Origin of the sequence: Flavobacterium sp. FPG59 (genome assembly GCF_002150205.1) — a bacterium.
In the GTDB taxonomy this organism is placed as follows: Bacteria; Bacteroidota; Bacteroidia; order Flavobacteriales; family Flavobacteriaceae; genus Flavobacterium.
Window position 1 is genome coordinate 26,046 of record NZ_MTCA01000001.1, and the last position, 25,883, is coordinate 51,928.

General features: G+C 37.9%; 23 protein-coding genes and 1 pseudogene. 17 read left to right on the forward strand and 7 right to left on the reverse strand.

Features of this window, described 5'->3' with window-relative positions:
• Positions 1 to 8: 8 nt before the first annotated feature.
• Positions 9 to 2,030, reverse strand: coding sequence for a conjugal transfer protein MobC (gene mobC / locus FPG59_RS00090; RefSeq protein ID WP_086452591.1), 2,022 nt, complete (start codon positions 2,028 to 2,030; stop codon positions 9 to 11).
• 210 nt (positions 2,031 to 2,240) lie between these two features.
• Between mobC and FPG59_RS00095 the strand changes: the two genes are divergently transcribed.
• Positions 2,241 to 2,798: a hypothetical protein gene (locus FPG59_RS00095; protein WP_086452592.1), complete on the forward strand. Its 558-nt coding sequence runs from the start codon at positions 2,241 to 2,243 to the stop codon at positions 2,796 to 2,798.
• A 27-nt stretch (positions 2,799 to 2,825) separates the two neighbouring features.
• Here FPG59_RS00095 and mobB read toward each other — a convergent pair whose 3' ends face one another.
• Complete coding sequence (mobB, locus tag FPG59_RS00100) at positions 2,826 to 4,127, reverse strand: conjugal transfer protein MobB (protein WP_086452593.1); 1,302 nt, start codon at positions 4,125 to 4,127, stop codon at positions 2,826 to 2,828.
• 7 nt (positions 4,128 to 4,134) lie between these two features.
• Positions 4,135 to 4,566 carry a conjugal transfer protein MobA gene (gene mobA / locus FPG59_RS00105; protein WP_086452594.1) on the reverse strand — a complete coding sequence of 144 codons (432 nt, stop codon included), beginning with the start codon at positions 4,564 to 4,566 and terminating at the stop codon, positions 4,135 to 4,137.
• 723 nt (positions 4,567 to 5,289) lie between these two features.
• Between mobA and FPG59_RS00110 the strand changes: the two genes are divergently transcribed.
• From FPG59_RS00110 to FPG59_RS00120, 3 genes are read left to right on the forward strand one after another with little or no spacing between them, the layout of a single operon-like run.
• Positions 5,290 to 6,057, forward strand: a complete 768-nt coding sequence (locus tag FPG59_RS00110) for a ParA family protein (protein WP_086452595.1) — start codon at positions 5,290 to 5,292, stop codon at positions 6,055 to 6,057.
• A 4-nt stretch (positions 6,058 to 6,061) separates the two neighbouring features.
• On the forward strand, positions 6,062 to 6,478 hold the full coding sequence (locus tag FPG59_RS00115; protein WP_086452596.1) for a DUF3408 domain-containing protein: 417 nt from the start codon (positions 6,062 to 6,064) through the stop codon (positions 6,476 to 6,478).
• 2 nt (positions 6,479 to 6,480) lie between these two features.
• A complete protein-coding gene (locus FPG59_RS00120) occupies positions 6,481 to 7,113 on the forward strand; it encodes a conjugal transfer protein TraD (RefSeq protein ID WP_086452597.1) in 633 nt (210 codons plus the stop codon).
• 67 nt (positions 7,114 to 7,180) lie between these two features.
• Here FPG59_RS00120 and FPG59_RS00125 read toward each other — a convergent pair whose 3' ends face one another.
• Complete coding sequence (locus tag FPG59_RS00125; RefSeq protein ID WP_086452598.1) at positions 7,181 to 10,888, reverse strand: restriction endonuclease subunit S; 3,708 nt, start codon at positions 10,886 to 10,888, stop codon at positions 7,181 to 7,183.
• A gap of 5 nt (positions 10,889 to 10,893) precedes the next feature.
• Positions 10,894 to 11,217 carry a helix-turn-helix domain-containing protein gene (locus FPG59_RS00130; RefSeq protein WP_086452599.1) on the reverse strand — a complete coding sequence of 108 codons (324 nt, stop codon included), beginning with the start codon at positions 11,215 to 11,217 and terminating at the stop codon, positions 10,894 to 10,896.
• A gap of 312 nt (positions 11,218 to 11,529) precedes the next feature.
• Here FPG59_RS00130 and FPG59_RS00135 point away from each other — a divergent pair, with 312 nt between their 5' ends.
• The 13 genes and pseudogenes from FPG59_RS00135 (at position 11,530) to FPG59_RS00195 (ending at position 22,750) form a co-directional block, all read left to right on the forward strand.
• Complete coding sequence (locus tag FPG59_RS00135; RefSeq protein ID WP_086452600.1) at positions 11,530 to 11,835, forward strand: DUF4134 domain-containing protein; 306 nt, start codon at positions 11,530 to 11,532, stop codon at positions 11,833 to 11,835.
• An 11-nt stretch (positions 11,836 to 11,846) separates the two neighbouring features.
• The gene (locus tag FPG59_RS00140) at positions 11,847 to 12,176 is read left to right on the forward strand and encodes a DUF4133 domain-containing protein (RefSeq protein WP_086452601.1); all 330 of its coding nucleotides are present in this window, start codon (positions 11,847 to 11,849) and stop codon (positions 12,174 to 12,176) included.
• Positions 12,173 to 14,668 carry a TraG family conjugative transposon ATPase gene (locus FPG59_RS00145; protein ID WP_086452602.1) on the forward strand — a complete coding sequence of 832 codons (2,496 nt, stop codon included), beginning with the start codon at positions 12,173 to 12,175 and terminating at the stop codon, positions 14,666 to 14,668. Before FPG59_RS00140 ends, FPG59_RS00145 begins: the two co-directional genes overlap by 4 nt.
• 35 nt (positions 14,669 to 14,703) lie before the next feature.
• Positions 14,704 to 15,336 carry a DUF4141 domain-containing protein gene (locus FPG59_RS00150; protein ID WP_086452603.1) on the forward strand — a complete coding sequence of 211 codons (633 nt, stop codon included), beginning with the start codon at positions 14,704 to 14,706 and terminating at the stop codon, positions 15,334 to 15,336.
• Between the two features lie 3 nt (positions 15,337 to 15,339).
• Positions 15,340 to 16,332: a conjugative transposon protein TraJ gene (traJ, locus tag FPG59_RS00155; RefSeq protein ID WP_086452604.1), complete on the forward strand. Its 993-nt coding sequence runs from the start codon at positions 15,340 to 15,342 to the stop codon at positions 16,330 to 16,332.
• Positions 16,333 to 16,356: 24 nt separating this feature from the next.
• Positions 16,357 to 16,980 (forward strand): conjugative transposon protein TraK, encoded by a 624-nt coding sequence (traK, locus tag FPG59_RS00160; RefSeq protein ID WP_086452605.1) that lies wholly within the window; start codon positions 16,357 to 16,359, stop codon positions 16,978 to 16,980.
• 11 nt (positions 16,981 to 16,991) lie between these two features.
• Positions 16,992 to 17,279, forward strand: a pseudogene (locus tag FPG59_RS00165) (nitrogen regulatory IIA protein).
• Complete coding sequence (gene traM / locus FPG59_RS00170; RefSeq protein ID WP_086452606.1) at positions 17,266 to 18,594, forward strand: conjugative transposon protein TraM; 1,329 nt, start codon at positions 17,266 to 17,268, stop codon at positions 18,592 to 18,594. Before FPG59_RS00165 ends, traM begins: the two are co-directional and overlap by 14 nt.
• Positions 18,595 to 18,619: 25 nt before the next feature.
• On the forward strand, positions 18,620 to 19,513 hold the full coding sequence (gene traN, locus FPG59_RS00175; RefSeq protein ID WP_086452607.1) for a conjugative transposon protein TraN: 894 nt from the start codon (positions 18,620 to 18,622) through the stop codon (positions 19,511 to 19,513).
• A gap of 27 nt (positions 19,514 to 19,540) precedes the next feature.
• Complete coding sequence (locus FPG59_RS00180; RefSeq protein WP_086452608.1) at positions 19,541 to 20,101, forward strand: conjugal transfer protein TraO; 561 nt, start codon at positions 19,541 to 19,543, stop codon at positions 20,099 to 20,101.
• An 11-nt stretch (positions 20,102 to 20,112) separates the two neighbouring features.
• Positions 20,113 to 20,553: a DUF3872 domain-containing protein gene (locus FPG59_RS00185; protein WP_086452609.1), complete on the forward strand. Its 441-nt coding sequence runs from the start codon at positions 20,113 to 20,115 to the stop codon at positions 20,551 to 20,553.
• A 202-nt stretch (positions 20,554 to 20,755) separates the two neighbouring features.
• A complete protein-coding gene (locus FPG59_RS00190) occupies positions 20,756 to 21,328 on the forward strand; it encodes a sigma factor-like helix-turn-helix DNA-binding protein (RefSeq protein ID WP_086452610.1) in 573 nt (190 codons plus the stop codon).
• Between the two features lie 381 nt (positions 21,329 to 21,709).
• Positions 21,710 to 22,750, forward strand: a complete 1,041-nt coding sequence (locus tag FPG59_RS00195; RefSeq protein WP_045752355.1) for an IS110 family transposase — start codon at positions 21,710 to 21,712, stop codon at positions 22,748 to 22,750.
• A 129-nt stretch (positions 22,751 to 22,879) separates the two neighbouring features.
• Here FPG59_RS00195 and FPG59_RS00200 read toward each other — a convergent pair whose 3' ends face one another.
• A complete protein-coding gene (locus FPG59_RS00200; protein ID WP_045752356.1) occupies positions 22,880 to 23,674 on the reverse strand; it encodes a cation transporter in 795 nt (264 codons plus the stop codon).
• A gap of 5 nt (positions 23,675 to 23,679) precedes the next feature.
• Entirely contained in the window at positions 23,680 to 25,851 is a 2,172-nt protein-coding gene (locus FPG59_RS00205; RefSeq protein WP_086452611.1) for a TonB-dependent receptor, read from the reverse strand.
• Positions 25,852 to 25,883 lie beyond the last annotated feature (32 nt).

A 25,883-nucleotide genomic window follows, 5' to 3' on the forward strand; every position in this document is an offset into this window, starting at 1 on the left:
AGCTACATTTATTGGCTGATTCTTTTTGTATTATCCTTTTGTACCAAATGCTGTAAATCAGGATCATTTTTAATACGCTCCAATTCAGTTTCAATAACCTGAATAATATCCAGTTTTATCTGTCTGTAATTAGCTTCGATTTCCTGCTTCATCATATCTTCTCCTTCCTCGTTTACGAAAGATAGTATTTCCGGTATTTTTTGATAGTCTTTGGTTTCAGCAGCTACTTTATCATTGTCCACAACAATTTCAGCATGGAAGATTTTCTGTTCGATACGTTCATCAAAATTGTCTGATACAGCCCCTACAAAAACACCTTGGGTCAATGTAGAAATTTTAGATGCAGGAATGAGGCTGTCCAATTGTGTGGAAATGGATGTCGACGTATCATTACGGTTGATTGACAAACTCTGCCTTTTCTGCAACACCTTACCAAAACGTTCCGAAAGGTTTTTGGCAGTTTCTCCTACCACCTGACCACTGAATATATTACCCACGGTATTTTGTATAACCTTACTTTCTTTGTCTCCATAATCACGGGTTAATTGTGAATAATCCTGAAAGCCCAAACAAACGGCCACCTTATTACTTCTAGCAGTGGCTATAAGATTGTCTAATCCACGAAAGTAGATGGTAGGCAATTCATCAATGATGACTGAACTTTTAAGCTGTCCCTTTTTATTAATAAGTTTCACAATTCTTGAATTGTATAAACCCAACGCTGCGGAATAGATATTTTGACGGTCAGGATTATTACCTACACATAGTATCTTCGGCTCTTTCGGGTTGTTGATGTCCAGTGAAAAATCATCTCCTGTCATAACCCAATACAATTGCGGTGAGATCATTCTTGACAAAGGAATTTTCGCAGATGCTATTTGTCCCTGCAACTGGTCTTGCGCGCCACCTTGCCAGGCATCCATAAAGGGTGATAGATAATTTTCCAATTCCGAATAGGTGGTTAGGATTGTAAAGACGTCGGCGTATTTTTTGTTGAGCAGTTCAATGGCGTGTGGAAATGTGCAGTATTTTCCGTTTTCATAGATTTTCAGATACCAGATGATAGCAGCCAATAAGATGATTGGAGACTCGACGAAGAAATCTCCCTGCTTTTGTATCCAACTCCTGTTAAGATTAAGCATAATGGTGTAGGCCGATTCGTAAGCATCGGATATATCGGTCATAAAATCAGGATTTATAGGATTGCAACGATGACTTTTTCTAGGGTCATCAAAATTAATGACGTAGAATTTCGGTTTTACCTTGTACTTATCAGTGTGTTTTAGTAAATGATTATAGGCAATTGTAGATAGGTCGTCAAACTTAAAATCATAGATATACATTGAAAAACCTTTTTCAATATGTTGCTTGATATAGTTGTTTACTACAGCATACGATTTACCCGAACCGGGTGTGCCCAATACAATGGTCGCCCTAAAAGGGTTTACAATATTGATCCAACCATTATGCTGTTTTTTGTTGTACCAGAATTTGGTGGGTAAGTTCACGGAATATTCATTTTGCATTAGCTTAGTTTCCTGCATAAAACTTTCATTCTCATTGTTGAAAACATCCTCCATCAGGTTGGTACGGAGCAGACGGCTAATCCAAACTCCTGCTACCATCAGGGAGATATAGCCCAAACCTGTGGTAAGGATATAAAGAAATGCAGCGATGTTTAATGACAGTTTTAACAATGATGTGTTCAGAAAGAATAGCACAAAACCAATTCCTAAAACCACATAAATTTTTGTCCAGGTTATTTTTTCATTCTTTACGCCTTTTGTTCCCAAACAGCTTAAAGCTAGAAGAACTATGGCAAATACTTTGGTGTATAGCGAGTGTGAAAACAAACCAGTAGTTCTATGGAAATTGCGCAATATCTTATTGATGACTTCCAGTGTCCAGCCCTTTTCTAAAAAGAACCCATAACAGAACCAGTAAAAGTGCATCAGCACAATCAATATACTTACCGCTCTCATGAATGCCATTATCTTGGCTAAACCTCTTAAATCGTCTTCTCCTTGCATTTTCTCATTATTAAATGTTCGGGTGTTAATTTAAAGACAGTGTAGCGTGGCTATAAAAAAGTGGCAGGCATTAGCGGTGCGTGACAGTGTTTGGCGTTAAGTGGCTCCAACCAGGTTCAGATTTTATAATGATTTTTTATTAAATTTGTACTCTTGAAAAATTTTTGGGTTATCTCATCAATTTGATAATCAATATTAAAGGGGAATAATATGAATAGGAATAATCCTTATGCTGATCCGGGAGAAAGTGAAGATGAATATATAGCTAAGAAAAGAGAAGAAAGTGATTCTGCTACTGGACTAATGTTTGTTGTCGTTGGGGGTATTATTCTCGCCTTAAAAATAGCTGCTATTTTCGGTATGTTTTTTTATGCCGGATTTTTACTGTCTCAAAAGTTCTGGGGAGAAGAAACCGACAAATTTAAAATTTGGGGTATCTCCTTATTATTCACCTACCTCATTTTCTGCATTATTTATTTCTTTAAAGGAACTATCATTGGCTTGCAGGCTAAGAACAGGAAGTTATGGATATTACCTTGGGTAATATGTGTGTTAATATGCTGTATTATTCCAGCACTCATAGTAAAATCATTCGTTGCAGGTATGTTCAATCTGACAGAACGACAAAGTATACTGTGTATTGGATTGAGTTGGGGAGCATTTATACTTTTTTCATTATATGTCTATGGTATTTATCAGTTCAAGAAACCAACTGTTCCGAAGATTTTGTACTGGAGCTATGCATTGGGATTGAAAGTGTCTTTTTAATCAGGAGTTCATAATAAACTACAAAAGCTACTGACCTCTCTTGCGTCTTCTTTTCTTCTTCATTTTATTGGTAAAGTCCTGTTCTTCGTAATCTTCTCCTTGTGCTTCAGGCAACAGTCCCCCAAAACTTTCCATGATACTAGTTTCATTTGTGCTGGAAGCGGGGAATTCTTTGTTTAGGAAATCGAATAATTCATGGGGCTTTTCGGCTGGTAGATCTTCTATAACGTTGTGCTGGGATATTTTTGGATGAGGTTCGTTTTGCCTTTTTATTTTCGGTTTGATATTATGGTTCCAATAATCATTAAAGGTATTGGACGAAAGCTCTTTCCCCAATCTGGAGCCATTCCAAACGGTTCTGGAATTGTTGTCGATAAACGTAATACCATAAATACGTCCTGTATAATTTCCACGAACAATTACATTAACTCCCTGTTCCGCTAATTGCTTCTTAAAGTTCTTTTCATCATTTGTAGATTGAAAGGCAATTGTAACCGCAGCTTTGATTGTTAGTTTTGCTGTATGGTTTTTTAAGACTTCTTTTGATTCTTCAAAATGTAATTCCAAAGCCGGAAGCCCAGCATTTTTACCGAATAGGGAAGCCTTGAGTGGATGCCCAGCTTTTTCTCCTTTTTCATTTAAAGAAAAGTATAATAAGCCTTGCTTGATTTTTCCTTGCAGTTCGCCTTCTATTTTTTCAGTCGTAATATTGAACAGGGAAAGCAAAGCATTATATTCCCCCAACGTCTGGAACCGATAATACTCAGGCAGATAACGGACAACCGAAGCAATCTGGCTTTTTATATCTCCTGTTTGGTAATTAACGGGACGAAAAATCTTGTTATTCTGCCGATGTCCTTTCTCCGTAGCCGGTAGTAATCCATATTTGTTTTCGAGTTCACGGCATACCTTCATAGACCGTCTTTTTTCAAACTTATCCGAAATCTTTTTGCCTTCTTCATCCACACAAACCGATACGATATGGATATGTGTGCGGTCAATATCCGTGTGCTTGAATACTACAAAAGGTTGTTCCCCGTAACCCAGCTCCTGCATATACTCCTGAGCCATCAGTTTGAATTTTTCATCACTTACATTATCCTTCGGGTCAGGATTGAGTGAAATATGCAAAATTGGTTTTTCAGTATTGCGGTTGGCTATCAGATAAGGTTCAAAAGATCGGACCAATTGAGCAACGGAATACTGCGCATTAGGTGTTTCAATTATTCTATTGGTAAACAGAATTTGCCCGTTTTCCTTCTCGACTTTGAGCTGATTGTATGCCAAAGCTCCGTGTAAATTGCTCCCTCTTCCGATTTTCGCTATCATTTCAATGCTATTTTTTCAAATGATTTGCTTCAAATTCTTCTGTGAGTTGAATAATTTTTTGACATAATACTGCCATTTCAGCTGTCTGCTTTTCTAATTTGTAGAGATAAGCTGCCGCTTTTTTCTCCGAAAAATTGCGGTACAACAGCTTTACGACCTGATTATAATTAACGCCAATGGAACGGAACTGACTGTGAAAAGAGGTTAACCTCATATAAAAATCCAACAGAGCTTTGTCTATTTTGACCGTTTTAATCTCTCTTTCAAACAGTACGGAAATGATAAATTTTGCTTTATTGACCATTCCCGATGCTTCAAAAAGCGATAATAATTTCGCGTTTTCTTCGTCCGTAAGGCGAAAAACGTGGCGGTGAATACTCGGATTGCTCTTGGGCGTCCGTCCGCCTTTATTCTGTTTTCTGTTACTGTTTTCGTTCATCACTAATCCATTTTTAACTTTAGCAAAAAGCCTGACTTCGGAAGGCTTTTCAGCCCCCAGCAGGGCAAGTTGTTTTGAGGCACGAACTCAGTTTCGAGTGCCTCAAAACACAACTTGCCGTGTTCTGGTGAACACAAAAATCCGCCCTTCGGGACGGATTAAATAAAGCAGGGAAAAACGGCTTCGGGCCGTTCACTTTCTTACTTGATATTTCATAATATTTTTGCATAAGGCCGTTAATAAAAATCACTTTACAAAGTAAACTCCTCTTCAGTAGAGCATTGAGCTGTGTTGCAGTGCCAAATAGTGCCAATGGACGCCAATTCGTTCCACCTTAGAATAAGGACGTATATATCTGCATTTCTTTGTACCTGCAAGCGGATGTAAACAGATAACTATGTTGGTATGTAGTTCCTTAATTATGTATGTAGTCACTTGTGTATGTACAAGCGTACGGATGTGGATAGATGCAGTTGAGGATATGAAATCATATAGTTGGATATGTGCATATTTACAGACTTGGGTTTGCATATAACTAAGTCTGATGATACAAACCTATATGTATAGGTGCCTAAAAATAGAGGTACATATGTTAGTATTCAAGCAGAGCAATACCTGTTTAAATGACCACATAGCTTTCTACAAAACTGCATACGTATAGGCAATAGCAGATAAGTATCTACCAACGCAACGATATAAGTAAATAATTAAATACAGTTAAAAATGAAAACAGAACACAAAACAGTATTCATTGCTTTTTCTTCCCAAAAGGGAGGTGTAGGCAAAACCACCTTTACGGCACTTGTGGCCAGTACGCTACATTATCGGCTGGGCTACAATGTAGCCGTATTCGATGCCGATTTTCCACAACATAGTTTAATGAAAATGAAGACCCGTGATTTGGCTATGGTGATGGAAAATGAGTTTTTAAAAAGGGTGGCATTCAAACAATTTACAACCATTAACAAAAAAGCTTATCCTATCATCCAACATAAAGCTGAAGGGGTATTGGAGGCTGCGCATGATTTTTTGGAATCCGCTTCCGTTCCGGTTGATTTTATCTTTTTTGATCTTCCAGGAACAGTAAACACTCCCGGCATTTTGAAAGCTCTGGCGGGGATGCATCATATTTTTACACCTATCACGGCAGATCGTGTAGTTATGGAAAGTACGCTCATTTTTACCCAGCTGATGAAGGATGTTATTATGAAAAAAGGAGAAACCTCCATTGAAACTATTAACCTGTTTTGGAATCAGGTAGATGGTCGTGAACGCTCGCCCTTATACGATGTTTATAATAAATTGATTGATGAGTTGGGATTAAGTCTGATGCAATGTCAGATTATGAACAGCACACGTTTTCGCAAGGAGAGCGAAGCGGGTGCCAAAACTGTTTTCCGGTCAACTTTAATGCCACCTGATGAGCGTTTGATGAAAGCTTGCCGCTTAGACCAGTTTATGACGGAATTTTTAAGAATCGTTCAATTATAGTAGTATGGAAAAAGACAATAAGAAAAAAGCTACTCCTGAAATCAACGAAGAGCTAATGATGAATTTAATGGTAGATGGAGTAAAAAAGGAAGGATTGCGACTTCCGCCGGAAGAACCCGAAGCTCCTATGAAACCGTTACAGGAAAAACCTTTACTGAAGGAACGTAATAGAACCAAAAAAGTAAATGAACAGGATTACGAAAGTATATTTTTTAAGAAGCCTAGTACCAATGCCCGTGATGGCAAAACAGTATATATCCGACCTGATTTTCATGAGAAACTGTCGCGTATAGTACAGGTAATAGGTGAAGATAAGATAACCATTTACGCCTACTTAGACAATCTTCTCGAATATCATTTTCAGGAGTTCGGCGAGCAGATTACCACAAGTTTCAACGATAAATACAAACCTATTTTATAATTATGGAAACAGTAATCGTTATATGCCTGGTTATCGTTATTGCACTACTTCTAGAGGATAAGATTGTCATCAGGAAAGGGGAGGAGCAAAAACCAACGCAGGAAAAAACCAATCCGAAGCTACTCAATATTATGGGGCAGCCCAAACCGATGAGAAGCCTTCCAGTGCCAAAGAGTGCAACTGAAAGCCAGATTAAAGAGCAGGAACAGGAAACGAATAATTTTGATATTGAAATCGACGAAGAAGATGTCAATATGCAAATTCCGCAGGAAGAACTGGACGAAGTTTTTGGGAATATGCCTGATTTGGAGGAAGAGGAAGAAGAATGGAACAGGTATGGAATATCCGGTGGGAATGACGGTTTTGCCCAAGGGGTTACCTTTGAAGAACTAAGCTCCGTGGGGATGCTGCTGCAAAAAGAAAAATTGGAGCCATCTCAAAAGGAAACAGCAGTTGCTATAGTTCAGAAAATACAAGGAACCGAATTATTCACCTTACTGGAGAATTCTATGGAAAGTGCTTCCCGTAAAATAGCTGAGCTATTAGACGGGAGCTTTTCTTATGAAACGGATGCTAGTTCTTCCTCTTTGCGGAAAAATGATTTGGAGGATTTTGATATTGGAGAGTTTGTGTGAGATTCGTTTGTTTTTGAAAAAAAAATAAAAGCCAGATATGATCAAACACATTTGGCTTTTATTTTTACTACAAATACTTTTTTAATATAGCTTCTTTCTGTTTTGGGATGTTGGCAATCAGAGTTTCCAATTCAGATATTTTGGTTTCTATCTTTCCTATTGCTGTAACAATCTTATTTTGCTCTGAAATTGTTGGTACAGGAATTTCTATGGGATTTAAATTCATCACAGAAAGTCCTGGTTGAGCAGTCCCCGTTGCATGTTGATTCAAATTCATAAAAACTAATTGATAATGTAACCAAATAGTATCTACTTCATCTTTTGGGTAAGCAACCAGTGCGTGTTCTGTTGCATGGAATTTCCCTGAGACTAAATGAACATTGCCACATAAGGCTCCTTGTCTGCCAACTAAAGAATATTTACCTTCATTTGTAAATGTTTTTGTATATCCTCTTAATCCATTACCACCATAGCAAGGAAATAAATTCGGATTAAAATCTTTACTAATGTTATCAGCCTTTACAAAAAATCCTGCTTTTAATTCGCAGACTTCATCTAATCTTTTTAGCTTTCCTATTATGCTTTTGAAATTGGTTTCGATTTCAGTTTCCAATTTTTCAACCTCCTCAATTGCTTTTTGCTCTTGCTTTTCCAATACTTCAATTTCAGAAACTATTTTTTTCTGAATGTCAAACGGAGGTAATGGGATTTTAATTTCGTTGATAACTCCTGACAGGTTATTGATATTTGAACCACTTCCTATATCACGAATAGCTTGTCTAAGCAGTGTGTTTAGGAGTTGATAGAAATATTTCGGTTCATTATTGTTTTTAACTCTAATGATTCCCATAAATCCACCTGCATAATAAATAGTGTCCTCTCTTATAAATGCAACTTTACCTAAGTGTTGTTTACTACCGCTTGAAAAACAAATGAATATATCATTTTTCCTTAGTTTCTTTTCATCAGAAATTTGATAATCATCATATAAATAAACTGTTTTATTTATCTCGAAATTTCCATTTAGTGTAATATTATCCGCTGTTAAAATAATTTTGTTGGTTGTATTGTTAGATTGGTCACCTTTGGAATATGTTACTCCTCTGATGATATCAGCGATTTCGTCAAATCTTTTACTTTCCCATTTACTCTCAATTTTTACTTTTTTTTTAGCAGAGAGAGAAATGTTTTTTTCAAAGTCTACACGGTCAAAGGTGAACATATCTACCAAGTTGTGGTAGCTTATGTTTTGCTGTAAATTTTCAGGAAGTTCTAAATCAAACTCGCCCAAAAATGCTTTGTAAATATAGGTGCTCGCTTTTTCGGGATTTGTAAAACTATCGGCATCATACAATTGAGTACATTCATCTATGCTTTTACTTCGTTGTATGGCATGAATGCCTTCGCTACCTCTACGGTTGCTAAATTCATAACCCAAAAAGCGTTTTTCTTCATTCTTTTCACCTGTTTTTAATAACACCAATTTTTGAGGATAAGCCAAAATAAAATGAAGCAATTTATCTTGTTCAATGGCTAAAATATTAGTCCAAAGTTCAGCTTCATTTTTGGCTTTTAACTTCTTGGTATATTCTTTATAAATTTCATGTTGTTCAATGGTTGCATTAGGTGATTTCTGCAACAATGTTTTATAATCGTCAAAAGAAATGCTATCCCAAACGTGAGCAACATACTTTTTAAGCGGTTTTTCAATACCGTTGATCGTTACATCTTGTAGGTTAACAAAACATTTTTTAATAGCTTCTTCTGTATTGTAAGCATCTGCATTGTTTCTGCGTCTTAAAAATAAGGTAACAGTATTTGTTCCTGTTGCCATAAAGGTATTAGAGCCTAATTCTGCAATACCTAAAATTTCAAAATGCTTTAAAAGAATTTCTCTTGTTTGGGTATAAATACCTGTATTACTCAAAATACTACTTGGTAAAATAATACCAGCTACTCCGCCATCTTTTAATAACTGTTTTGTTCGTTCAATAAACAAACATTCTATTTCAGAACTTTGGTCGGTTAATCTACTATATAAATCAAATGCAAGTTTAGATTTTTCTTCATCCATCAATCCCTTGAAAGCCGAAACTGAATAAGGTGGATTTGATATAATGACATCAAATTGCTTGTTGTCTTGTGGATAGGTTTTGTCGGTTTCTTTTAATAAATCTTTGAATTCTTTTGAAGTAGCAAAATCGCCCAAACCATCACCGTGAATGACTTTTGCCAAACCGTCACCATGAAGATAGCAACTTACTTTAGCAGTTTTTACAAGTCTGTAATCTTTTTCAATACCATATACATAGGATTCCGCCCAATCAAATTGGTCTTCTTTCCATTTTTTTATTGCTCTTTGAGTTGTTGGATTAAATTTACTTTCGTCTAGTATATCTATGTAATTTTGAACTACTTCCATTGATTCCGTAATAAAATGTCCACTTCCCGCAGCATAATCAATTATAGTAGGTAGCAAGTCATTTTTATTTCCAACCTCAATTTTTTGTGATGTAATTTCCTGAAACGGCAAGCTTTTAATAATAAATCGAGCAATGGGAACAGGTGTGAAAAACTGTCCAGATTCTTGTTTCAATCCTGTCGTTAAAAGCAATTCAAAAAAGTCACTTAAGAACTGTTGACGGTAATTATAACGTATTTGATATACTTGAAGTAGTTCCACCACTTCTTTTACCACTTTTGCATTTTCCTCAAAAGAAGCATCATCATATACTTCTTTTATAGCAAATTCATTGTTCTTTTTAAGTCGAATTTCAGTTAAAATTTCTTTGAATTTGTCTTTGTATTGAGATTCAACTTGTAAAAATTGTTTGTCAAATTCACTATCGCTTACGTCTGTAACTTTCTTTTCTAAAAGTTCAAGCATTCCTCTATTATAAAGATCTGTCAATCTTTTTTGAAATGAAATATGAGTATCTTCTCCTTCAAGCCATTGGAAATGTAATTGCTCGTCTTTATTTCTGTTTTCGTCAACAATTTTGCAAAGAAAAAGCGTAAAAATTTTATTGAAGGCGTTTGGTTTATCTGAAACCACATTATGCCTTAATATTTCCAAAAAACGATTAAAAATAAAACTACTGTCTTCTTGCCTTAATACTTTTAAATCATTTTTAGTTAATGCCTTACTTTGGAATTCATAAGGTGTTACCCAACTATCAAAAACTCCGTTTGACTTAGGTAATTTATTCCAACGCTCAAAGAAATCTTTAACATTTCCAGCTTGTCGGTAATCTTCTTCAATTTTTACAATTGTATTTTTATATTCAACTTTTTTACCCTCTAATTTTGATGCATATAGCATTACAACATCAGCATTTTTGTCTTGCTGAAAATAAGTAAAGAGTTGTCCTCCGTTTTTTTCTAAATTTTTAAGTTCTTTTTCGAACTCGGTTCCCCAAGTCTTACACTCAATCATTAAATAGGCAGAATCATCGTCTTTGGAAACTAAAATATCTAGTCTTCCACTTGTGCCGTGTCCAGTTTTCCAAGTTTTTTCTAAAGTTATATTCTGTGGTTGATATCCTTTTTCAAGCAATCTATCCACACATTCTAAGACAACCCAGTTTTCAGCTTGAGAAAAATTTTGAGTGGTTTTACTTTCTCCTTTTATTTTATTACCAAAATTGATAATTTCCTTTTCAAAATCAATTTCAATACCGTAATTGTTTGACTTAGAATATTTCTTTTGAAAAATTCCTGAAGTATTTTCTTTAGGTAAAAACCCTAATGCTTGTATGAGTTTTTTGTTATTCATTGTGATTAGAAAGTTAGTTTACCTTGTGTAATGTTTATTTCTTTCAAATATTTGGTTTGTGCTTCTGCAACAGAGAAAACACTTTCAGAACATTTGTATTTATATGCGTCTTTTGCAAATTTGTCTGCAAAATATAGATCTTTCACTTTTTCGTAATCTATTTCAAATATTTCAGCTAGTAATTTTACTTTTTCTAAAGCAAGCGGTTTCTTGTCGTTTTCGATACGACTAACAAGAGGTGTATTTATCTTGATTAAAGCCCCAAATTCGGTTTGGCTCCAACCTTTTCTCTCTCGTTCTGCTTTTATAAATTTACCAAAACTTGCCATTTTTATGTTTTATCTCAATTAGTTTTATCCATTTTGGGTAAAAGTAAAAAACATTACCCAAATAGGCAATTTTTTCGACATATAAAAATTGTCCTCAACCTACTTTTTAAGAGAAACAGACAATAAAACTTTGTCTCTTTTATAAACATTGGGTTTATGTGAAGGGGCTATATTAATTCTTTCTATTGCCACTCACAGTCAAAAAATTCCTCTGACTGCCAATTTGTTATACCGTCCTGATTTCCATAACATCTTTGTCCCCGAAAGCCCGTAAGGTACGGGAAGACAATAACAATTTAATTTTTTCAAATCATGGAAAAACAAAGAAAAAAAGTTTTGCTGTCAGCAATGGTAATGGTGACAGGTTTGGGTGCGATGGCACAGGGAGACGGTTCAGCTGGTATCACCGAAGCCACTCAAATGGTTACGTCCTATTTCGATCCTGCCACACAACTCATCTATGCTATTGGAGCCGTGGTAGGTCTCATTGGAGGGGTTAAAGTGTACGGCAAGTTCAGTAGCGGAGATCCCGACACAAGCAAGACTGCAGCTAGCTGGTTCGGTGCCTGTATCTTCTTGATTGTTGCGGCTACCATTTTGCGTTCATTCTTCCTTTAATCCCTAGTCTTATGAATTACAATATCAACAAAGGCATCGGAAGAACGGTAGAGTTTAAAGGGTTGAAAGCACAATACCTGTTCATTTTCGCAGGCGGACTTCTAGGAACGCTTATTCTGGTCATGATACTTTACATGGCCGGGATCAATTCCTACATCTGCCTGTTTCTTGGAGCTGGTGGTGCTTCGCTGATAGTATGGCAGACCTTTTCACTGAACAAAAAGTATGGAGAACATGGGCTGATGAAAATCGGTGCAAGAAAAAGGCATCCTCGTTACATCATCTGTCGCAAGCCTGTACATCGCTATTTAAAGTTCACCCCTAAATCGAATGCCGTATGAGGAATGTAGCCAAGACCACAACGTTGGAAAATAAGTTTCCCTTACTAGCGGTGGAAAACAATTGTATCCTGTCAAAGGATGCGGACATTACTGCCTGTTTTGAAGTGCGTTTGCCGGAACTGTTTACGGTAGCTTCTGCGGAATATGAAGCCATTCATTCTGCTTGGCACAAAGCCATCAAGACGTTGCCCGATTATACCGTTATCCATAAACAGGACTGGTATATCAAGGAAAATTATGCACCCGATATTGCGGATGATGGTTTGAGCTTTTTGGGCAAATCCTACCAACAGCATTTTAACGAACGTCCTTTTCTTAATCATTATTGCTACCTGTTCCTGACCAAAACCACTAAGGAACGAATGCGTACACAGAGTAATTTTTCATCGCTTTGTAAAGGTGCTCTCATACCAAAAGAAATCAGGGATAAGGAAGCGATCCATCGTTTTATGGAAGCGGTTGCACAGTTTGAACGTATTGCAAATGACAGCGGATTTATCGGGTTACGACGCTTAACGGAAGAAGACATCATAGGTACGGATGAAAAACAAGGATTATTGGAACAATATCTGACGCTGTCAAGGGAAGCCGGAACACCAATGAAGGACATAGCACTCGGAGCCGAAGAAGTACGCGTTGGGAACAAAAGATTGTGCCTGCACACTTTATCCGATACGGACGATCTGCCTTCAACTGTATCAGCAGATACGCGTTATGAAAAACTATCTACCGACCGGAGTGACTGCCGTTTGTCGTTCGCTGCTCCAGTGGGGTTGCTGCTAAACTGCAATCATATCTACAACCAATACCTGTTTTTGGATAACAGTGAAGACAACCTGCAAAAGTTTGAGAAGTCAGCAAGGAATATGCACTCACTGGCTCGTTACAGCCGTGCCAACCAAATCAATAAAGAATGGATAGAGCGGTACCTGAACGAAGCACACAGTTTTGGACTGTCGTCAATAAGGGCACACTTTAACGTTATGGCTTGGTCGGATGACCCTAGCGAATTCAAACAGCTAAAGAATGATAGCGGTAGTGCTTTGGCACTGATGGAATGCAAACCCCGCCATAATACCACCGATGTGGCTACGCTCTACTGGGCAGGAATGCCTGGAAATGCTGGAGATTTCCCAAGTGAAGAAAGCTTCTATACGTTCATTGAACCCGCATTGTGCTTCTTTACTGAGGAAACCAATTATCATAATTCGCCATCACCATTTGGTATCAAGATGGCAGACCGTCTGACTGGAAAACCTATCCATCTTGACATTTCCGACCTGCCGATGAAGCGAGGTATTATCACGAACCGAAACAAGTTTATATTGGGTCCTTCGGGAAGCGGTAAATCTTTCTTTACCAACCACATGGTTAGGCAATACTACGAGCAAGGCGCACACGTTCTGCTGGTAGATACGGGTAACTCGTATCAGGGATTATGTGAACTTATCAAAGGAAAAACCAAAGGCGAAGACGGGGTTTACTTCACTTACACAGAAGACAATCCCATTGCCTTCAATCCATTCTATACCGATGATGGAGTGTTTGACATAGAGAAAAGAGAAAGTGTCAAAACCCTGATACTTACACTTTGGAAACGTGACGATGAACCACCGACACGTTCCGAAGAAGTGGCATTATCCAATGCGGTAAGTGGCTATATCGAGCGTATCAAACAGGATGATGTATATGCTTCTTTCAATGGTTTTTATGAATATGTTCAGGGTGATTACCGTAAGGTATTGGGAGAAAAGCAGGTTCGGGAAAAAGACTTTGACATCGCTAATTTTTTGAACGTACTGGAACCTTACTACAAAGGAGGTGAATACGATTATCTGCTCAATTCCGATAAACAGCTAGACCTGCTTTCCAAACGCTTCATTGTGTTTGAAATTGATGCAATCAAAGACCATAAAATCCTATTCCCAATAGTGACCATCATCATCATGGAGGTGTTCATTAACAAGATGAGAAGATTGAAAGGTATCCGCAAGCTTATCCTGATAGAAGAGGCTTGGAAAGCCATTGCCAAAGAGGGAATGGCAGAATATATAAAGTATCTCTTCAAAACGGTGAGGAAGTTTTTCGGCGAGGCTATCGTAGTAACACAGGAAGTCGATGACATCATTCAATCGCCCATTGTCAAGGAAAGTATCATCAACAATTCCGATTGTAAAATCCTGCTCGACCAGCGCAAGTACATGAACAAGTTTGATGACATACAGGCAATGCTTGGCTTGACTGAAAAAGAAAAGGCACAGGTACTTTCCATCAATATGAATAATGACCCGTCACGGCTCTACAAGGAAGTTTGGATTGGTTTGGGGGGAACCCATTCTGCGGTATATGCCACAGAGGTTTCGGTTGAAGAGTATCTTGCCTATACCACCGAGGAAACGGAGAAGATGGAAGTAATGAAGCTTGCCGGTGAACTTGGTGGAAATGTAGAACAGGCTATCAAGCGGATAGCCCTGCAAAGAAGAGAAAAGTAAATACAAATTATTAATCATTAAAAAATCGAATAACAATGAAAAAAATACTATTCATGGTGTGTGCAGCACTTATGTTTGCTGTAGCACCGTCCGCAAAAGCCCAATGGGTGGTTACAGACCCCACTAATCTGGCTCAGGGAATTGTTAACAGTGCCAATGAAATGGTACAGACTTCATCCACGGTATCCAATGTTATTAAAAATTTCAAGGAAGTCGAAAAGGTATATAAACAGGGCAAAGAATACTATGATAAGTTGCAAGCTGTAAACAATTTGGTGAAAGATGCCCGTAAGGTGCAGCAGACAGTACTATTGGTTGGCGATGTGTCGGAAATGTACGTTCAGAATTTTGGCAAAATGATGAACGATCCCAATTTTTCTCCCCAGGAATTAATAGCTATCGCCAATGGTTATGCAGAACTGCTCAACGAAAGTACCGAACTGCTGAAAGAACTCAAACAGATCGTAAGCTCTTCCAGTTTGTCATTGAATGACAAAGAACGTATGGATATTATTGACAGAGTGTACAAAGAAGTGAAGGAATACCACAGCCTTGTACGCTATTACACGAACAAAAATATCTCTGTAAGCTTGCTAAGGGCAAAAAAGCAGAACAATACTAAAAGAGTACTTGAACTCTACGGAACAGCTAACCAAAAATACTGGTAAGTTATGGAATTTAATAATCTTCACGAGGTTCTGCGCTCCTTGTACGATGAGATGATGCCACTGTCCGCAGATATGGCGGCAGTGGCTAAAGGAGTGGCTGGTTTGGGAGCCCTATTCTATGTAGCTATTAAAGTATGGGAGGCACTAAGCAGGGCAGAGCCTATTGATATGTACCCTTTGCTCCGTCCTTTTGCATTGGGTCTTTGTATTATGTTCTTCCCGACCATGGTACTTGGAACTATCAATGCTGTGTTAAGCCCGGTGGTACAGGGGACACATGCCATTCTAGAAAATCAGGTGCTTGACCTGAACGACCTGCAGACAAAAAAAGACCTGTTGGAACGAGAAGCCATGCTTCGAAATCCTGAAAACGCTTATTTGGTATCGGATGAAGAGTTCGATAAAAAACTGGAAGAACTGGGCTGGTCACCATCCGATCTGGTTACGATGTCGGGGATGTATATGGAAAGAGGGATGTACAACATTGAGCAGTCTGTAAAAAACTGGTTCAGGGAATTGCTGGAAATTTTATTTCAGGCAGCTGCTCTGGTAATTGACACCATACGTACTTTCTTTTTGATTGTGTTGTCCATTTTGGGTCCGATAGCTTTTGCTATATCGGTTTGGGATGGTTTTCAATCCACACTTACGCAATGGCTTACCCGATACGTTAGTGTATATCTATGGCTACCAGTTGCCGACCTGTTCAGCTCCATGCTTGCCAAGATACAATCCCTGATTATAGAAAGGGATATCGAGATGCTTGCTGACCCGACTTTCATTCCCGATACGTCAAATACCGTGTATGTGATTTTTATGATCATTGGCATTGTGGGATATTTTACTATCCCAACCGTGACAGGCTGGATTATTCAGGCTGGTGGGGCAGGGAATTTTACTCGTAATGTAAACCAAACCGCAATGAAAGCCGGAAATATTGCTGGAGCCGGAGCCGGCTCGGCAGCAGGAAATATCGGCGGGCAATTACTCAAATAATGTAGAACGATTAATCAGTAAAAAATGGAATTTAAAACGCTAAGAAATATCGAAAACAGTTTTCGCCAAATCAGGTTTTACGCTCTTGTATTTGCTGTTCTCTGCATCAGTGTTGCAGGATATGCAGTATGGCAATCCTACCGCTTTGCAGAAGAACAACGCCAGAAGATCTATGTACTGGACAATGGCAAATCACTGATGCTGGCACTTGCACAGGATGCGTCCATCAACCGACCGGTCGAAGCAAGGGAACATGTAAGACGTTTTCACGAACTGTTCTTTACGCTGGCTCCCGATAAGAATGCTATCGAAAGTAATATGAGCCGGGCGTTTAACCTTGCCGATAAAAGTGCTTTTGATTATTATAAAGACCTTTCGGAAAAGGGATATTACAATCGTATTATATCGGGTAACGTACAGCAACGTATCGAAGTGGATAGTGTGGTCTGCAATTTCGACACCTATCCCTATTCGGTACGTACCTATGCCAGACAGTTCATCATCCGTTCCAGTAATGTGACCAAACGTAATCTGGTTACTTCCTGTTTTCTTGTGAATTCTGTCCGTTCGGACAATAACCCGCAGGGCTTCAATATCGAAAAGTTTGCTGTTGTGGAAAACAAAGACATCGAAGTCATTGAACGCTAAAAACGCAGGATATGAAAAAATTACGAACTGATATGGACAAGTGGTTTGAGAAACTAGATGAACGTTGGCGAACACTGCCTTTAAGAAAACAGCACAAGTACACGCTTTACTTTTTTGCGGGGTATATGTTGCTTAGCGCAGGGGTTATTTTCAAAGTATGGTATGATACCAGCAAGTCCAATAACGATATGGTCATCGAGCATATCGAAAATCCTGTTCTCAAAAAGAAATGAAGTCCTGCACTCTTGCAGGATACAGTATCAACAATTTTAAAAAATAAGATTTATGAAAGAAAATGAGAATAAAAAAACGGTTGTTCGGGTAACGGAAGGTAACCCAGCAGCAACCGAAGATGTACTGCAAGACTGTACACAGAGCAAAGCCCAAAAGCTTAAAAAACCGCTCATCTTCGGTTTGATGGGTGTTGTGTTCCTCGGCTTTATGTATCTGATCTTTAAACCGTCTTCCGAGAAAAAGGAAATCGAGAAAATCGGACTAAATGATGTCGTACCTCAGGCTACGGGTGCAGGAATGCCTGACGATAAGGGTAAGGCATATGAGGAGGAAATGCTGGAACGTAAGAATCAGGAAAAACGAAACACTCTCATATCTCTTTCTGATTACTGGAATGCAGACGAAAAAGGAGAAGCGGGAGAGGAGCTGCCTGACGAGGAAGAAAGCTACAGTAGTTCCAACGGATCTGGAAAACACAGTAATCCCGCTTTGAACAGTTACCGCAACGTGCAGAGCACATTGGGCTCTTTCTATAAGGATGATAATTCTGAAACGCTGGAGCTCCGTAAGCAATTGGAGGAATTAAAGGAAACACTGGCTGAGAAAGACGTTCCAGCCAGAGTAACAGTAGATGACCAATTGGCATTGATGGAGAAATCCTATCAGATGGCTGCAAAATATCTTCCTTCAGGTGCAAATACGGGAGAAGTTGTACCTGCCAATGGTGCTGTTTCTAAGTCTTCTTCGTCTACACAAAAAGAGCAGTTTGTGGTATTCACTTCTACAAGAAAGAATACCGTATCCTCCTTGTACCGTGAGCCTAGCGATAGTGTCTTTTTAGCAGATTGGAGTCAAAACAAAAACAGCCGTTTTTATACTGCCAGTGCTTTAGAACAAGTGGTACAACCCAAGAACAGTATCAAAGCCTGTGTACAGGAAACCCAGACCATTATTGGTGAAACTGGAGTACGCTTACGGTTACTGGAACCTGCTAAAACGCCTAATCGTACCATTCCCAAAGGAACAATTTTAACGGCTAATGCCAAACTTGAGGGAGGACGTTTACAGATGAAGGTTACTTCCATAGAATTGGACGGAAACATCATCCCGGTTGATATTACGATTTATGATCTGGACGGTCAGCAGGGTTTGTATGTGCCTTATTCGCATGAAATAAATGCCCTTACTGAAATGGCTGGCAATATGAGCCAGCAATCCGGGACGAGCCTGATGCTTACCCAATCGGCAGGACAACAGGTCGCCGCTGATTTGAGCCGTGGTGTAGTACAGGGCATTTCGGGCTATTTCTCCAAAAAAGTGAAGACACCGAAAGTTACCTTAAAGGCAGGGCATCAACTGTTCCTAGTTTCCAAAAAATAATGTTAAACATAAATAGAATTAAACAATGAAAAATCACTTAAAAAACTTTTGGGCATTTGCCCTAATGATCGGCTTTACAGTATCTTCTTTTGCACAGGATAGCGAAAAAACGCCTCTTGCTTTAGGCAAGATAGAACCGTACCTTATGGAAGTTACTTATGACAAGACTTCACATCTGATTTTTCCAACCGCTATCCGCTATGTGGATCTGGGCAGTGAATACCTGATTGCAGGAAAAGCAGAAGATGCGGAAAATGTACTTCGTGTAAAAGCATCGGTAAAAGAGTTTGGAACCGAAACCAATTTTTCGGTGATTACCGATGACGGTCGCTTTTACAGTTTCAATGTGCATTACAGCTCATCCCCGGAGGTGTTGAGTTATGACCTGCTGACGATGCAAAAGGCAGTGGATAAAGCGGATGGAAACGATGTGCTTTTTGAAGAATTGGGTAATAACTCACCATCACTGGCAGGCTTATTACTGGAAACAATTTACAAAAACGATAAGCGCATTGTAAAGCATATTGGGGCGAAAAGTTTCGGCATACAGTTTATTCTGAAAGGAATTTATATCCATAATGGTAAATACTATTTCCATACGGAACTCGCAAACCGTACCAATGTTCCTTTCCAGATTGATTTTATGAATTTCAAGGTAGTGGACAAAAAAATCGCAAAGCGTACTGTGGTACAGGAAAGACCCATGATACCACTACGTACTTACAAGCTACTCAGTGAGATTGGCGGAAAAACAACCCAACAAAATGTATTCCTGTTGGATCAGTTTACCATTGCCGATGACAAGGTGTTATTGATTGAGATTTTCGAGAAGAACGGGGGCAGACATCAGACATTTCAGGTAGAAAATTCCGATTTGATTAAGGCTAGTTTGATTAACGATATGCACCTTAAATTTTAGTAATCCATTAAACGTAATAACAGAAAAATGAAAAAGTATATTTATATAATGATGTTCTTCCTTATAGGCATCACTATCTCACAGGCACAACGAATGCTGCCTAAACAGAAAGGACTGGAGGTAAACGCAGGAATCTTATCCGATGTCTATCCCGACAGGAACTACTACCTCAATATTGGAATGACCTTAAACGGTAAAAATGGTAATTATCAGCTTTGGGCATTGGAATATACGTACCAGTATGATGAGTATAAAAACCTCCGCTTACCACAGGAAACCTACACATCAGAAGGTGGTTATAGTTTCTTCATGTTGGGTGATACCCGTAAGAACATTACCCTGAATGCAGCAATAACTGGTGTACTGGGTTATGAAAGCATTAACCGTGGCGAAGCTTTGTTGTATGACGGGGCAAAAATACTGACTGAGGACAATTTCATTTACGGCGCAGGCGGACGGCTGTCTTTTGAAACATACCTGTCCGACCGTTTTGTGTTGATTCTTCAGGGTCGCACAAAAGTTTTGTGGGGTACGGACCTGGAACAGTTCCGACCTTCAGCCGGTCTGGGATTGAGGATTAACTTTTAAAATATAAAACAATGATAACATTTTTTAATAAATTCAGAATAGGATTACTGTCAATGTATGTATTGCTGGGAATCCTGATAAGTTCCGTTTCATCCTGTAGCAAAGACGAACTGGAAATACAAAATGATTTCCCTTTTGAGGTAAAGGTGATGCCCATACCCAAAGAAATTGCTAATGGCAATACCGTGGAGATTAGGCTGACGATACAGCCAACCGGCAATTATAACAACACGCAATACTATCTTCGCTACTTTCAGTTTGACGGACAAGGAACTTTGCAGTATAACGATACGTCACCTTATCTGCCCAACGATTTGTACCCGTTGCAGGCTAAGCAATTCAGATTGTATTATACTTCGAACTCCACCGTCTCCCAATCCTTTGATGTATGGATTTCGGATAATTTCGGGAACGAAAGGCAGTTGAGTTTTGAGTTTAACAGCAGTAATTAGCCGTCAGATATAGGTTTTTATGCTCTCACTATAAAGTTCGTATTTAATCACAACCCGAAGATCATCTTCGGGTTGTTTTATTTGCTATTACCCTATGGATCTCTATTAAGCTCATTGTATAACTGAATAAACATTATTATCTTGGTTCTAATTTGTGGCATCCAAAGACTATTTTTAATAATGAGATTTTAACAACATTCCTATGAAAGATGTAATAGCACTTACCAATAGATTTTATATCGAAATGTCCCGAAAAGTACTCTCTGAAAAGGAATATGATGTATTGCAAAAGCTCCTGATAGAAAAAATGACGCTTCAGGAAGTGGCCGCCATTTATGGGGTCACCGGTGAACGTGTTCGCCAAATTTACGCGAAAACGTATAAAAAAGTAAAGAGCGTAACCCAGTTACTTGCTGAAATTGATGACTATAAGCACAAATTGGAACAGTTAAAATACGACTTTAAATGCGAGACTCAACAAATTAAAAAAGGTGAGACTCAACAAATTAAAAAAAGAAAAAATAAAATCGAAACTGACCTGCAAAAAAAGCTTTATAAAAGCCATTTTCCTTTTAGTAAGAGAATGAATAGTATGATGGAGGTTTTAGATATTCACACCATAGGTCAGCTTTGCGAGATACCTTTGACAGATTTTCATCGTTTCAAGGGATTCCAAAAACAGTGCAAAAAAGAACTAATCGCATTTATAGAGTTTGAAAGCATTGAAAATCTTTTTGAAGGATTTTCTGTGTGGAAAACACAGCCAATTCAGTAATTTGGAATGACAGAAAATCCAGTTATAGTAAGGCGACGTTCTTTTGCTTCTCCTATGTTTGTATAATATAATCTAAGTGAGGAAAAGTGAGATAGATTTTGCTTTAAAGAGCTTAATAGTATTTTCAAGCGAAGAAACTGCCTCTTCTTCTTTTACCTCCTATGTTTGTATAATATAATCTAAGTGAGGAAGAGTGAGAGCAGATTTTGCTTTAAATAGCTTAATAGTATATTCAAGAAAAGAAACTGCCTCCTCTTCTTTTACCTTTTAGAATCTGAACAGAATGTAAGGAATTCACCCACAAACATTGGGTTGTATAGCCAGTATATCCATTCAGGAGAAAAGATGTAGAAAGGTTATCACTTACCTAAACCAGATAAGATGAAGGTATTATTAAAACAGACAGTAGGAATTGATGTCGCACAAAATGAATTAGTTGTATCGCTTGGTCGAATGGATCAACAGATAAGCATAGAAGTTTATGCCTATAAAGTATTTCCCAACACACAAAAAGGATTTTCCAGTCTTGTATCATGGGTAAATAAGCAAACATTAACTAATGTAGAGGTACGGTATGTGATGGAAGCTACCGGAGTTTACCATGAATCCTTAGCTTATTACCTTTGCACTAATCAAAAACAAGTTAGTATCGTTTTACCAAACAAAATCAGTAATTATGTAAGGACACTTGACATAAAAACTATTACCGACAAGAGTGCTTCACAAGCCATTGCAAGATTTGGCTTGGAAAGGCAATTAGAAGTATGGCAACCTCCATTAAAAATATTCAATGATTTGAGACAGCTTTGTCGAGAACGAGAACAACTGGTACAGGAACGGACTATGTTAAAAAATCAGCTACATGCTGAGCGTACTTCTGCAACATCTAGCGAAAAATCAATAAAACGTACCAAGAAAAGAATTGCCATGATTGATAAGCAGGAAAAGGAAATAATGGAGGAAATTGCTGCACTTATCAAAGGAGATGAAGCTATAGCTAAAAAGATGAAAGTAATAACTTCTATACCAGGAATAGGAAATCTGACTGCTGTCACCATTATCGCTGAAACCAACGGATTTGAATTAATAAAAAATAAAAGACAGTTGGTAAGCTATGCTGGATTGGATGTAAGGGAAAAAACATCTGGAACTTCTGTGAAATCTAAACCCCGAATATCCAAGCGGGGTAATCGGAATTTAAGGAAAGTAATGCACTTCCCCGCATTGGCTGCAATCAGAACCGATGAAAACTTCAAATGTATTTTCTTAAGATTGGCTTCAAGGCATGGCATTAAAATGAAAGCAATTGTTGCCATTCAAAGAAAGCTTCTGGAGCTAACGTATATCCTATGGAAATCAAATACGTCTTATTGCCCAAATTATCACAATCAGAGTACTACAACAGAAACAATAACCATGTAATAAAATGAAAAAAGGGTAGCTGTTTTATATGCTACCCAATAATAAATATGCAAAACAAGATGAATTCTCAGTAAGAAATTCATCCGCAGTGTTATGCTTTCTCACGAACAATTCTGTTAACCTTCATTATTATTTTGCAAGTTTTAGAATGCGATACGCACCTTTTGCCACAATTAGGAATACAAGCGCTCCAATAATAAGATCGGGATAACTTGAATTGAGCCAATTAACTAAAAGACCAGCAACAATAACTCCCGAATTGATAATGACATCATTTGATGTGAATATCATCGAAGCCTGCATATGCGCTTCTTTACTTTTGTTCTTTTGTAAGAGATAAAGGCAAAATACGTTTGCAATCAATGCTAAAACTGAAACGACAATCATTGTTTTGAAATCGGGCATAGCTTCAATTCCCATAAAACGTCTGATCACTTCAACGAAACCTACAATAGCAAGTAAGACTTGGAAGTATCCTGCAAATCTGGCGATGTTGTTTTTTAGGGCGATTGTTCCACCAACAGCGATTAATGCCAATGCGTAAACGACACTGTCTGCAAGCATATCCAAGCTATCGGCTATCAATCCCATTGAACCTGAAAAAATACCGAACAACATTTCCAGTCCAAAAAACAGGAAATTGATAATCAACACGATCCAAAGTAATTTCCGTTGCTTGTTGCTTGTATCTGTTTCAACAACAAAATTGCTTTTTTCAGTTGAAACCAATGTCGTATTTAGGTTCAGTGTTCCCAAAGCCAAAAAAATTGGCTCTGGGTTTCCATTGTGATAAACGTCCAATTTTCTATTGGCTATATCAAATTCCAATCCTTTTACCGTATCAAAGTCTTGCAGTTTCATACGGATTAATTGCTCCTCGCTTGGGCAATCCATTTTAGTTATATTGAATATGGTTTTTTCCATTTGTTTTAAAGCTTGAATTTTATTCCTCCGTTAATCACAAATCCGTCCAAAGGTGCATAAATGTCTTTAAAAACCGGATTGGTTATTGTTCCTGTATAAATGCTACCAAAGCGTGTTTGTCGGGTGTCAAGGAAGTTTTCAAAGTTGATGTACAGAGAAAATCTTTCCCAAATCTTTTCAGCCATAAACCCGGTAATAAAGTAACCTTTGCCCGTAGTTCCATTATTCAGTTTTTGAGGACTGAAATAATAGGCTTCCAGACCAACTTTCCATTTGTCTTCTATTTCATACATCAGGATGGAATTAATGCGGTGCTTTGGCGTTAACGGGCTTTCTACAGTCATTCCATTTTGGTTTAATCGAGCATCTGTATAAGTGTATCCCAAAAATAATTTCAGGTCATCGTAACCAATTTTAATATTGGTTTCTGTTCCTTTAGTATGAATATAACCTGGAGAATTAACGAACTGATACAGATTTGCAGAGGGGTTTTCAAGTAACAAGGGATTATCCAGATAGGTGTAAAAGAACAATTGGTTTATGCTAAATGACCAATCTTCCCCAATGTAGGTGCGGTAATTGATGTCTGCATTTGCTCCATAACTTTTTTCCAATTTATTGATTTTGTTGTCAATAGGCATTACATTTTGATATTGTAGGCGTTCGCTTTCTTCTGTAAAAATGGTTGGTGTTTTATACCCAAATCCACCTCCAATACGTGAAGTCAATCCGTTTGCAATCTTAAACAATGCAGATACTCTTGGCAAAAATACAGCTCCGTAATCTATCACGTAATCCGTTCTTAAACCCGCTTCTAATTGAAGCCAATCAGTAGCCTTAAAAGAATTTTGAACGAAAGCTCCGAATGTGTTTTGGCTGTAATCCCTCAACGGAAATGCAGTAATCTGCTTTTCTTTAAAATTGTCTGTCCAAATATTGACCCCTGCTACCCATTCCGATTTTTCTGTACTGTTGGTATAATTTGCTTCTGTAAAAGTTGCGGTTTGTGTTCCCTCAAACTGATAGTTGGGAATTGTTGTATTTCGGTTAAAATAACTCACGCTATTTTTAATTTGAAAAGAACTTTTTTCATCAATTAAGTGGTCGAAAACAAATTGTGTGGAATAGCGTTGTGTTTTATTTTTCTCGAAATATTGATGTGTGTTATCTCCTTTACCTTTGATGTAAAGCATATCACCTCCCAAACGGTTTTCGATAGTTGTATTGACACCGAAATTCATTTTTGTTTTATCATTGAAATAAACAAACAATTTAGGGTTCAGTACAAAACGTTCAAATTTTGGAATGGCAGAAAAACCAATTTTTGCAGGGTCGTAAGCTCCGTTTCTATTATGCGAAGCAAATATGGTTGTTCCGATTTTCTTAAACTTCTGTCCGTAAAAACCGTTGATGTCTAAACCTCCACCTGATGTTCCGTTTAAATGAAAACGCAAATCCCTTTCTTCCGTTGGTGTCTTGGAAATCAGGTTTACCAAACCTGCTATTGCTCCACCACCATACAGCGTAGATGTAGAACCTTTGATAACTTCAACCTGCTTTAAGTCAAGCGGTGGAATTTGCAACAAACCTAATCCGCTTGAAGCACCCGAAAAAATAGGAAAGCCGTCTTTCAAGATTTGCGTATATCTTCCGTCAAGTCCTTGAATACGGATACTTGCATTGGCACTTGTGGGCGAAGTGGTTTGTACGTGAATACCTGTACTTTCCGCCAAGAGCATACGAATATCCCCAGGTTTCATATTGCCTTTTTCGCCCAATTCTTCACTTCCGATAAATTCAATGCGGGTAGGAATATTTTGTATGCTCCTTGTACTTCTTGTAGAAGATATAACCACTTCCTCTAACTCCTCTGAACTTTCTTTGAGTAAGATTTCAATAACGCTGGTGTCCTTTAATGGAAATTCCAATGTATCAATACGTTCATTAAAGCCTACGTAACTAAAATGTATTTCCTGTACACCGTCAGGAACATTTACTATTATGATTTGACCATTTTCGTTGGATGTCGCTGCAAGCGAGGTTCCTTTTATAGATGCCGTCACACCAATCAAAGGATCTTTGTTTTCACTGTTTCTAATAACAGCATTTAAATTGTTTTGTGCAAATACACAGAGATTTAGTGTCATAAAAAATGACATAAAGAGTATTTTTTTCATTATATGAAAAATTATTAATGTTTGAAAAATAA

Coding starts and splice junctions, on each gene's coding strand:
- FPG59_RS00135 (WP_086452600.1), top strand. CDS start 11,530: ATGGAAAAACAAAGAAAAAAAGTTTTGCTGTCAGCAATGGTAATGGTG.
- FPG59_RS00150 (WP_086452603.1), top strand. CDS start 14,704: ATGAAAAAAATACTATTCATGGTGTGTGCAGCACTTATGTTTGCTGTA.
- FPG59_RS00140 (WP_086452601.1), top strand. CDS start 11,847: ATGAATTACAATATCAACAAAGGCATCGGAAGAACGGTAGAGTTTAAA.
- traJ (WP_086452604.1), top strand. CDS start 15,340: ATGGAATTTAATAATCTTCACGAGGTTCTGCGCTCCTTGTACGATGAG.
- FPG59_RS00120 (WP_086452597.1), top strand. CDS start 6,481: ATGGAAACAGTAATCGTTATATGCCTGGTTATCGTTATTGCACTACTT.
- mobB (WP_086452593.1), bottom strand. CDS start 4,127: ATGATAGCGAAAATCGGAAGAGGGAGCAATTTACACGGAGCTTTGGCA.
- FPG59_RS00195 (WP_045752355.1), top strand. CDS start 21,710: ATGAAGGTATTATTAAAACAGACAGTAGGAATTGATGTCGCACAAAAT.
- mobC (WP_086452591.1), bottom strand. CDS start 2,030: ATGCAAGGAGAAGACGATTTAAGAGGTTTAGCCAAGATAATGGCATTC.
- FPG59_RS00115 (WP_086452596.1), top strand. CDS start 6,062: ATGGAAAAAGACAATAAGAAAAAAGCTACTCCTGAAATCAACGAAGAG.
- traM (WP_086452606.1), top strand. CDS start 17,266: ATGAAAGAAAATGAGAATAAAAAAACGGTTGTTCGGGTAACGGAAGGT.
- FPG59_RS00205 (WP_086452611.1), bottom strand. CDS start 25,851: ATGAAAAAAATACTCTTTATGTCATTTTTTATGACACTAAATCTCTGT.
- FPG59_RS00180 (WP_086452608.1), top strand. CDS start 19,541: ATGAAAAAGTATATTTATATAATGATGTTCTTCCTTATAGGCATCACT.
- traK (WP_086452605.1), top strand. CDS start 16,357: ATGGAATTTAAAACGCTAAGAAATATCGAAAACAGTTTTCGCCAAATC.
- traN (WP_086452607.1), top strand. CDS start 18,620: ATGAAAAATCACTTAAAAAACTTTTGGGCATTTGCCCTAATGATCGGC.
- FPG59_RS00110 (WP_086452595.1), top strand. CDS start 5,290: ATGAAAACAGAACACAAAACAGTATTCATTGCTTTTTCTTCCCAAAAG.
- FPG59_RS00130 (WP_086452599.1), bottom strand. CDS start 11,217: ATGGCAAGTTTTGGTAAATTTATAAAAGCAGAACGAGAGAGAAAAGGT.
- FPG59_RS00095 (WP_086452592.1), top strand. CDS start 2,241: ATGAATAGGAATAATCCTTATGCTGATCCGGGAGAAAGTGAAGATGAA.
- FPG59_RS00145 (WP_086452602.1), top strand. CDS start 12,173: ATGAGGAATGTAGCCAAGACCACAACGTTGGAAAATAAGTTTCCCTTA.
- FPG59_RS00185 (WP_086452609.1), top strand. CDS start 20,113: ATGATAACATTTTTTAATAAATTCAGAATAGGATTACTGTCAATGTAT.
- FPG59_RS00200 (WP_045752356.1), bottom strand. CDS start 23,674: ATGGAAAAAACCATATTCAATATAACTAAAATGGATTGCCCAAGCGAG.
- mobA (WP_086452594.1), bottom strand. CDS start 4,566: ATGAACGAAAACAGTAACAGAAAACAGAATAAAGGCGGACGGACGCCC.
- FPG59_RS00125 (WP_086452598.1), bottom strand. CDS start 10,888: ATGAATAACAAAAAACTCATACAAGCATTAGGGTTTTTACCTAAAGAA.
- FPG59_RS00190 (WP_086452610.1), top strand. CDS start 20,756: ATGAAAGATGTAATAGCACTTACCAATAGATTTTATATCGAAATGTCC.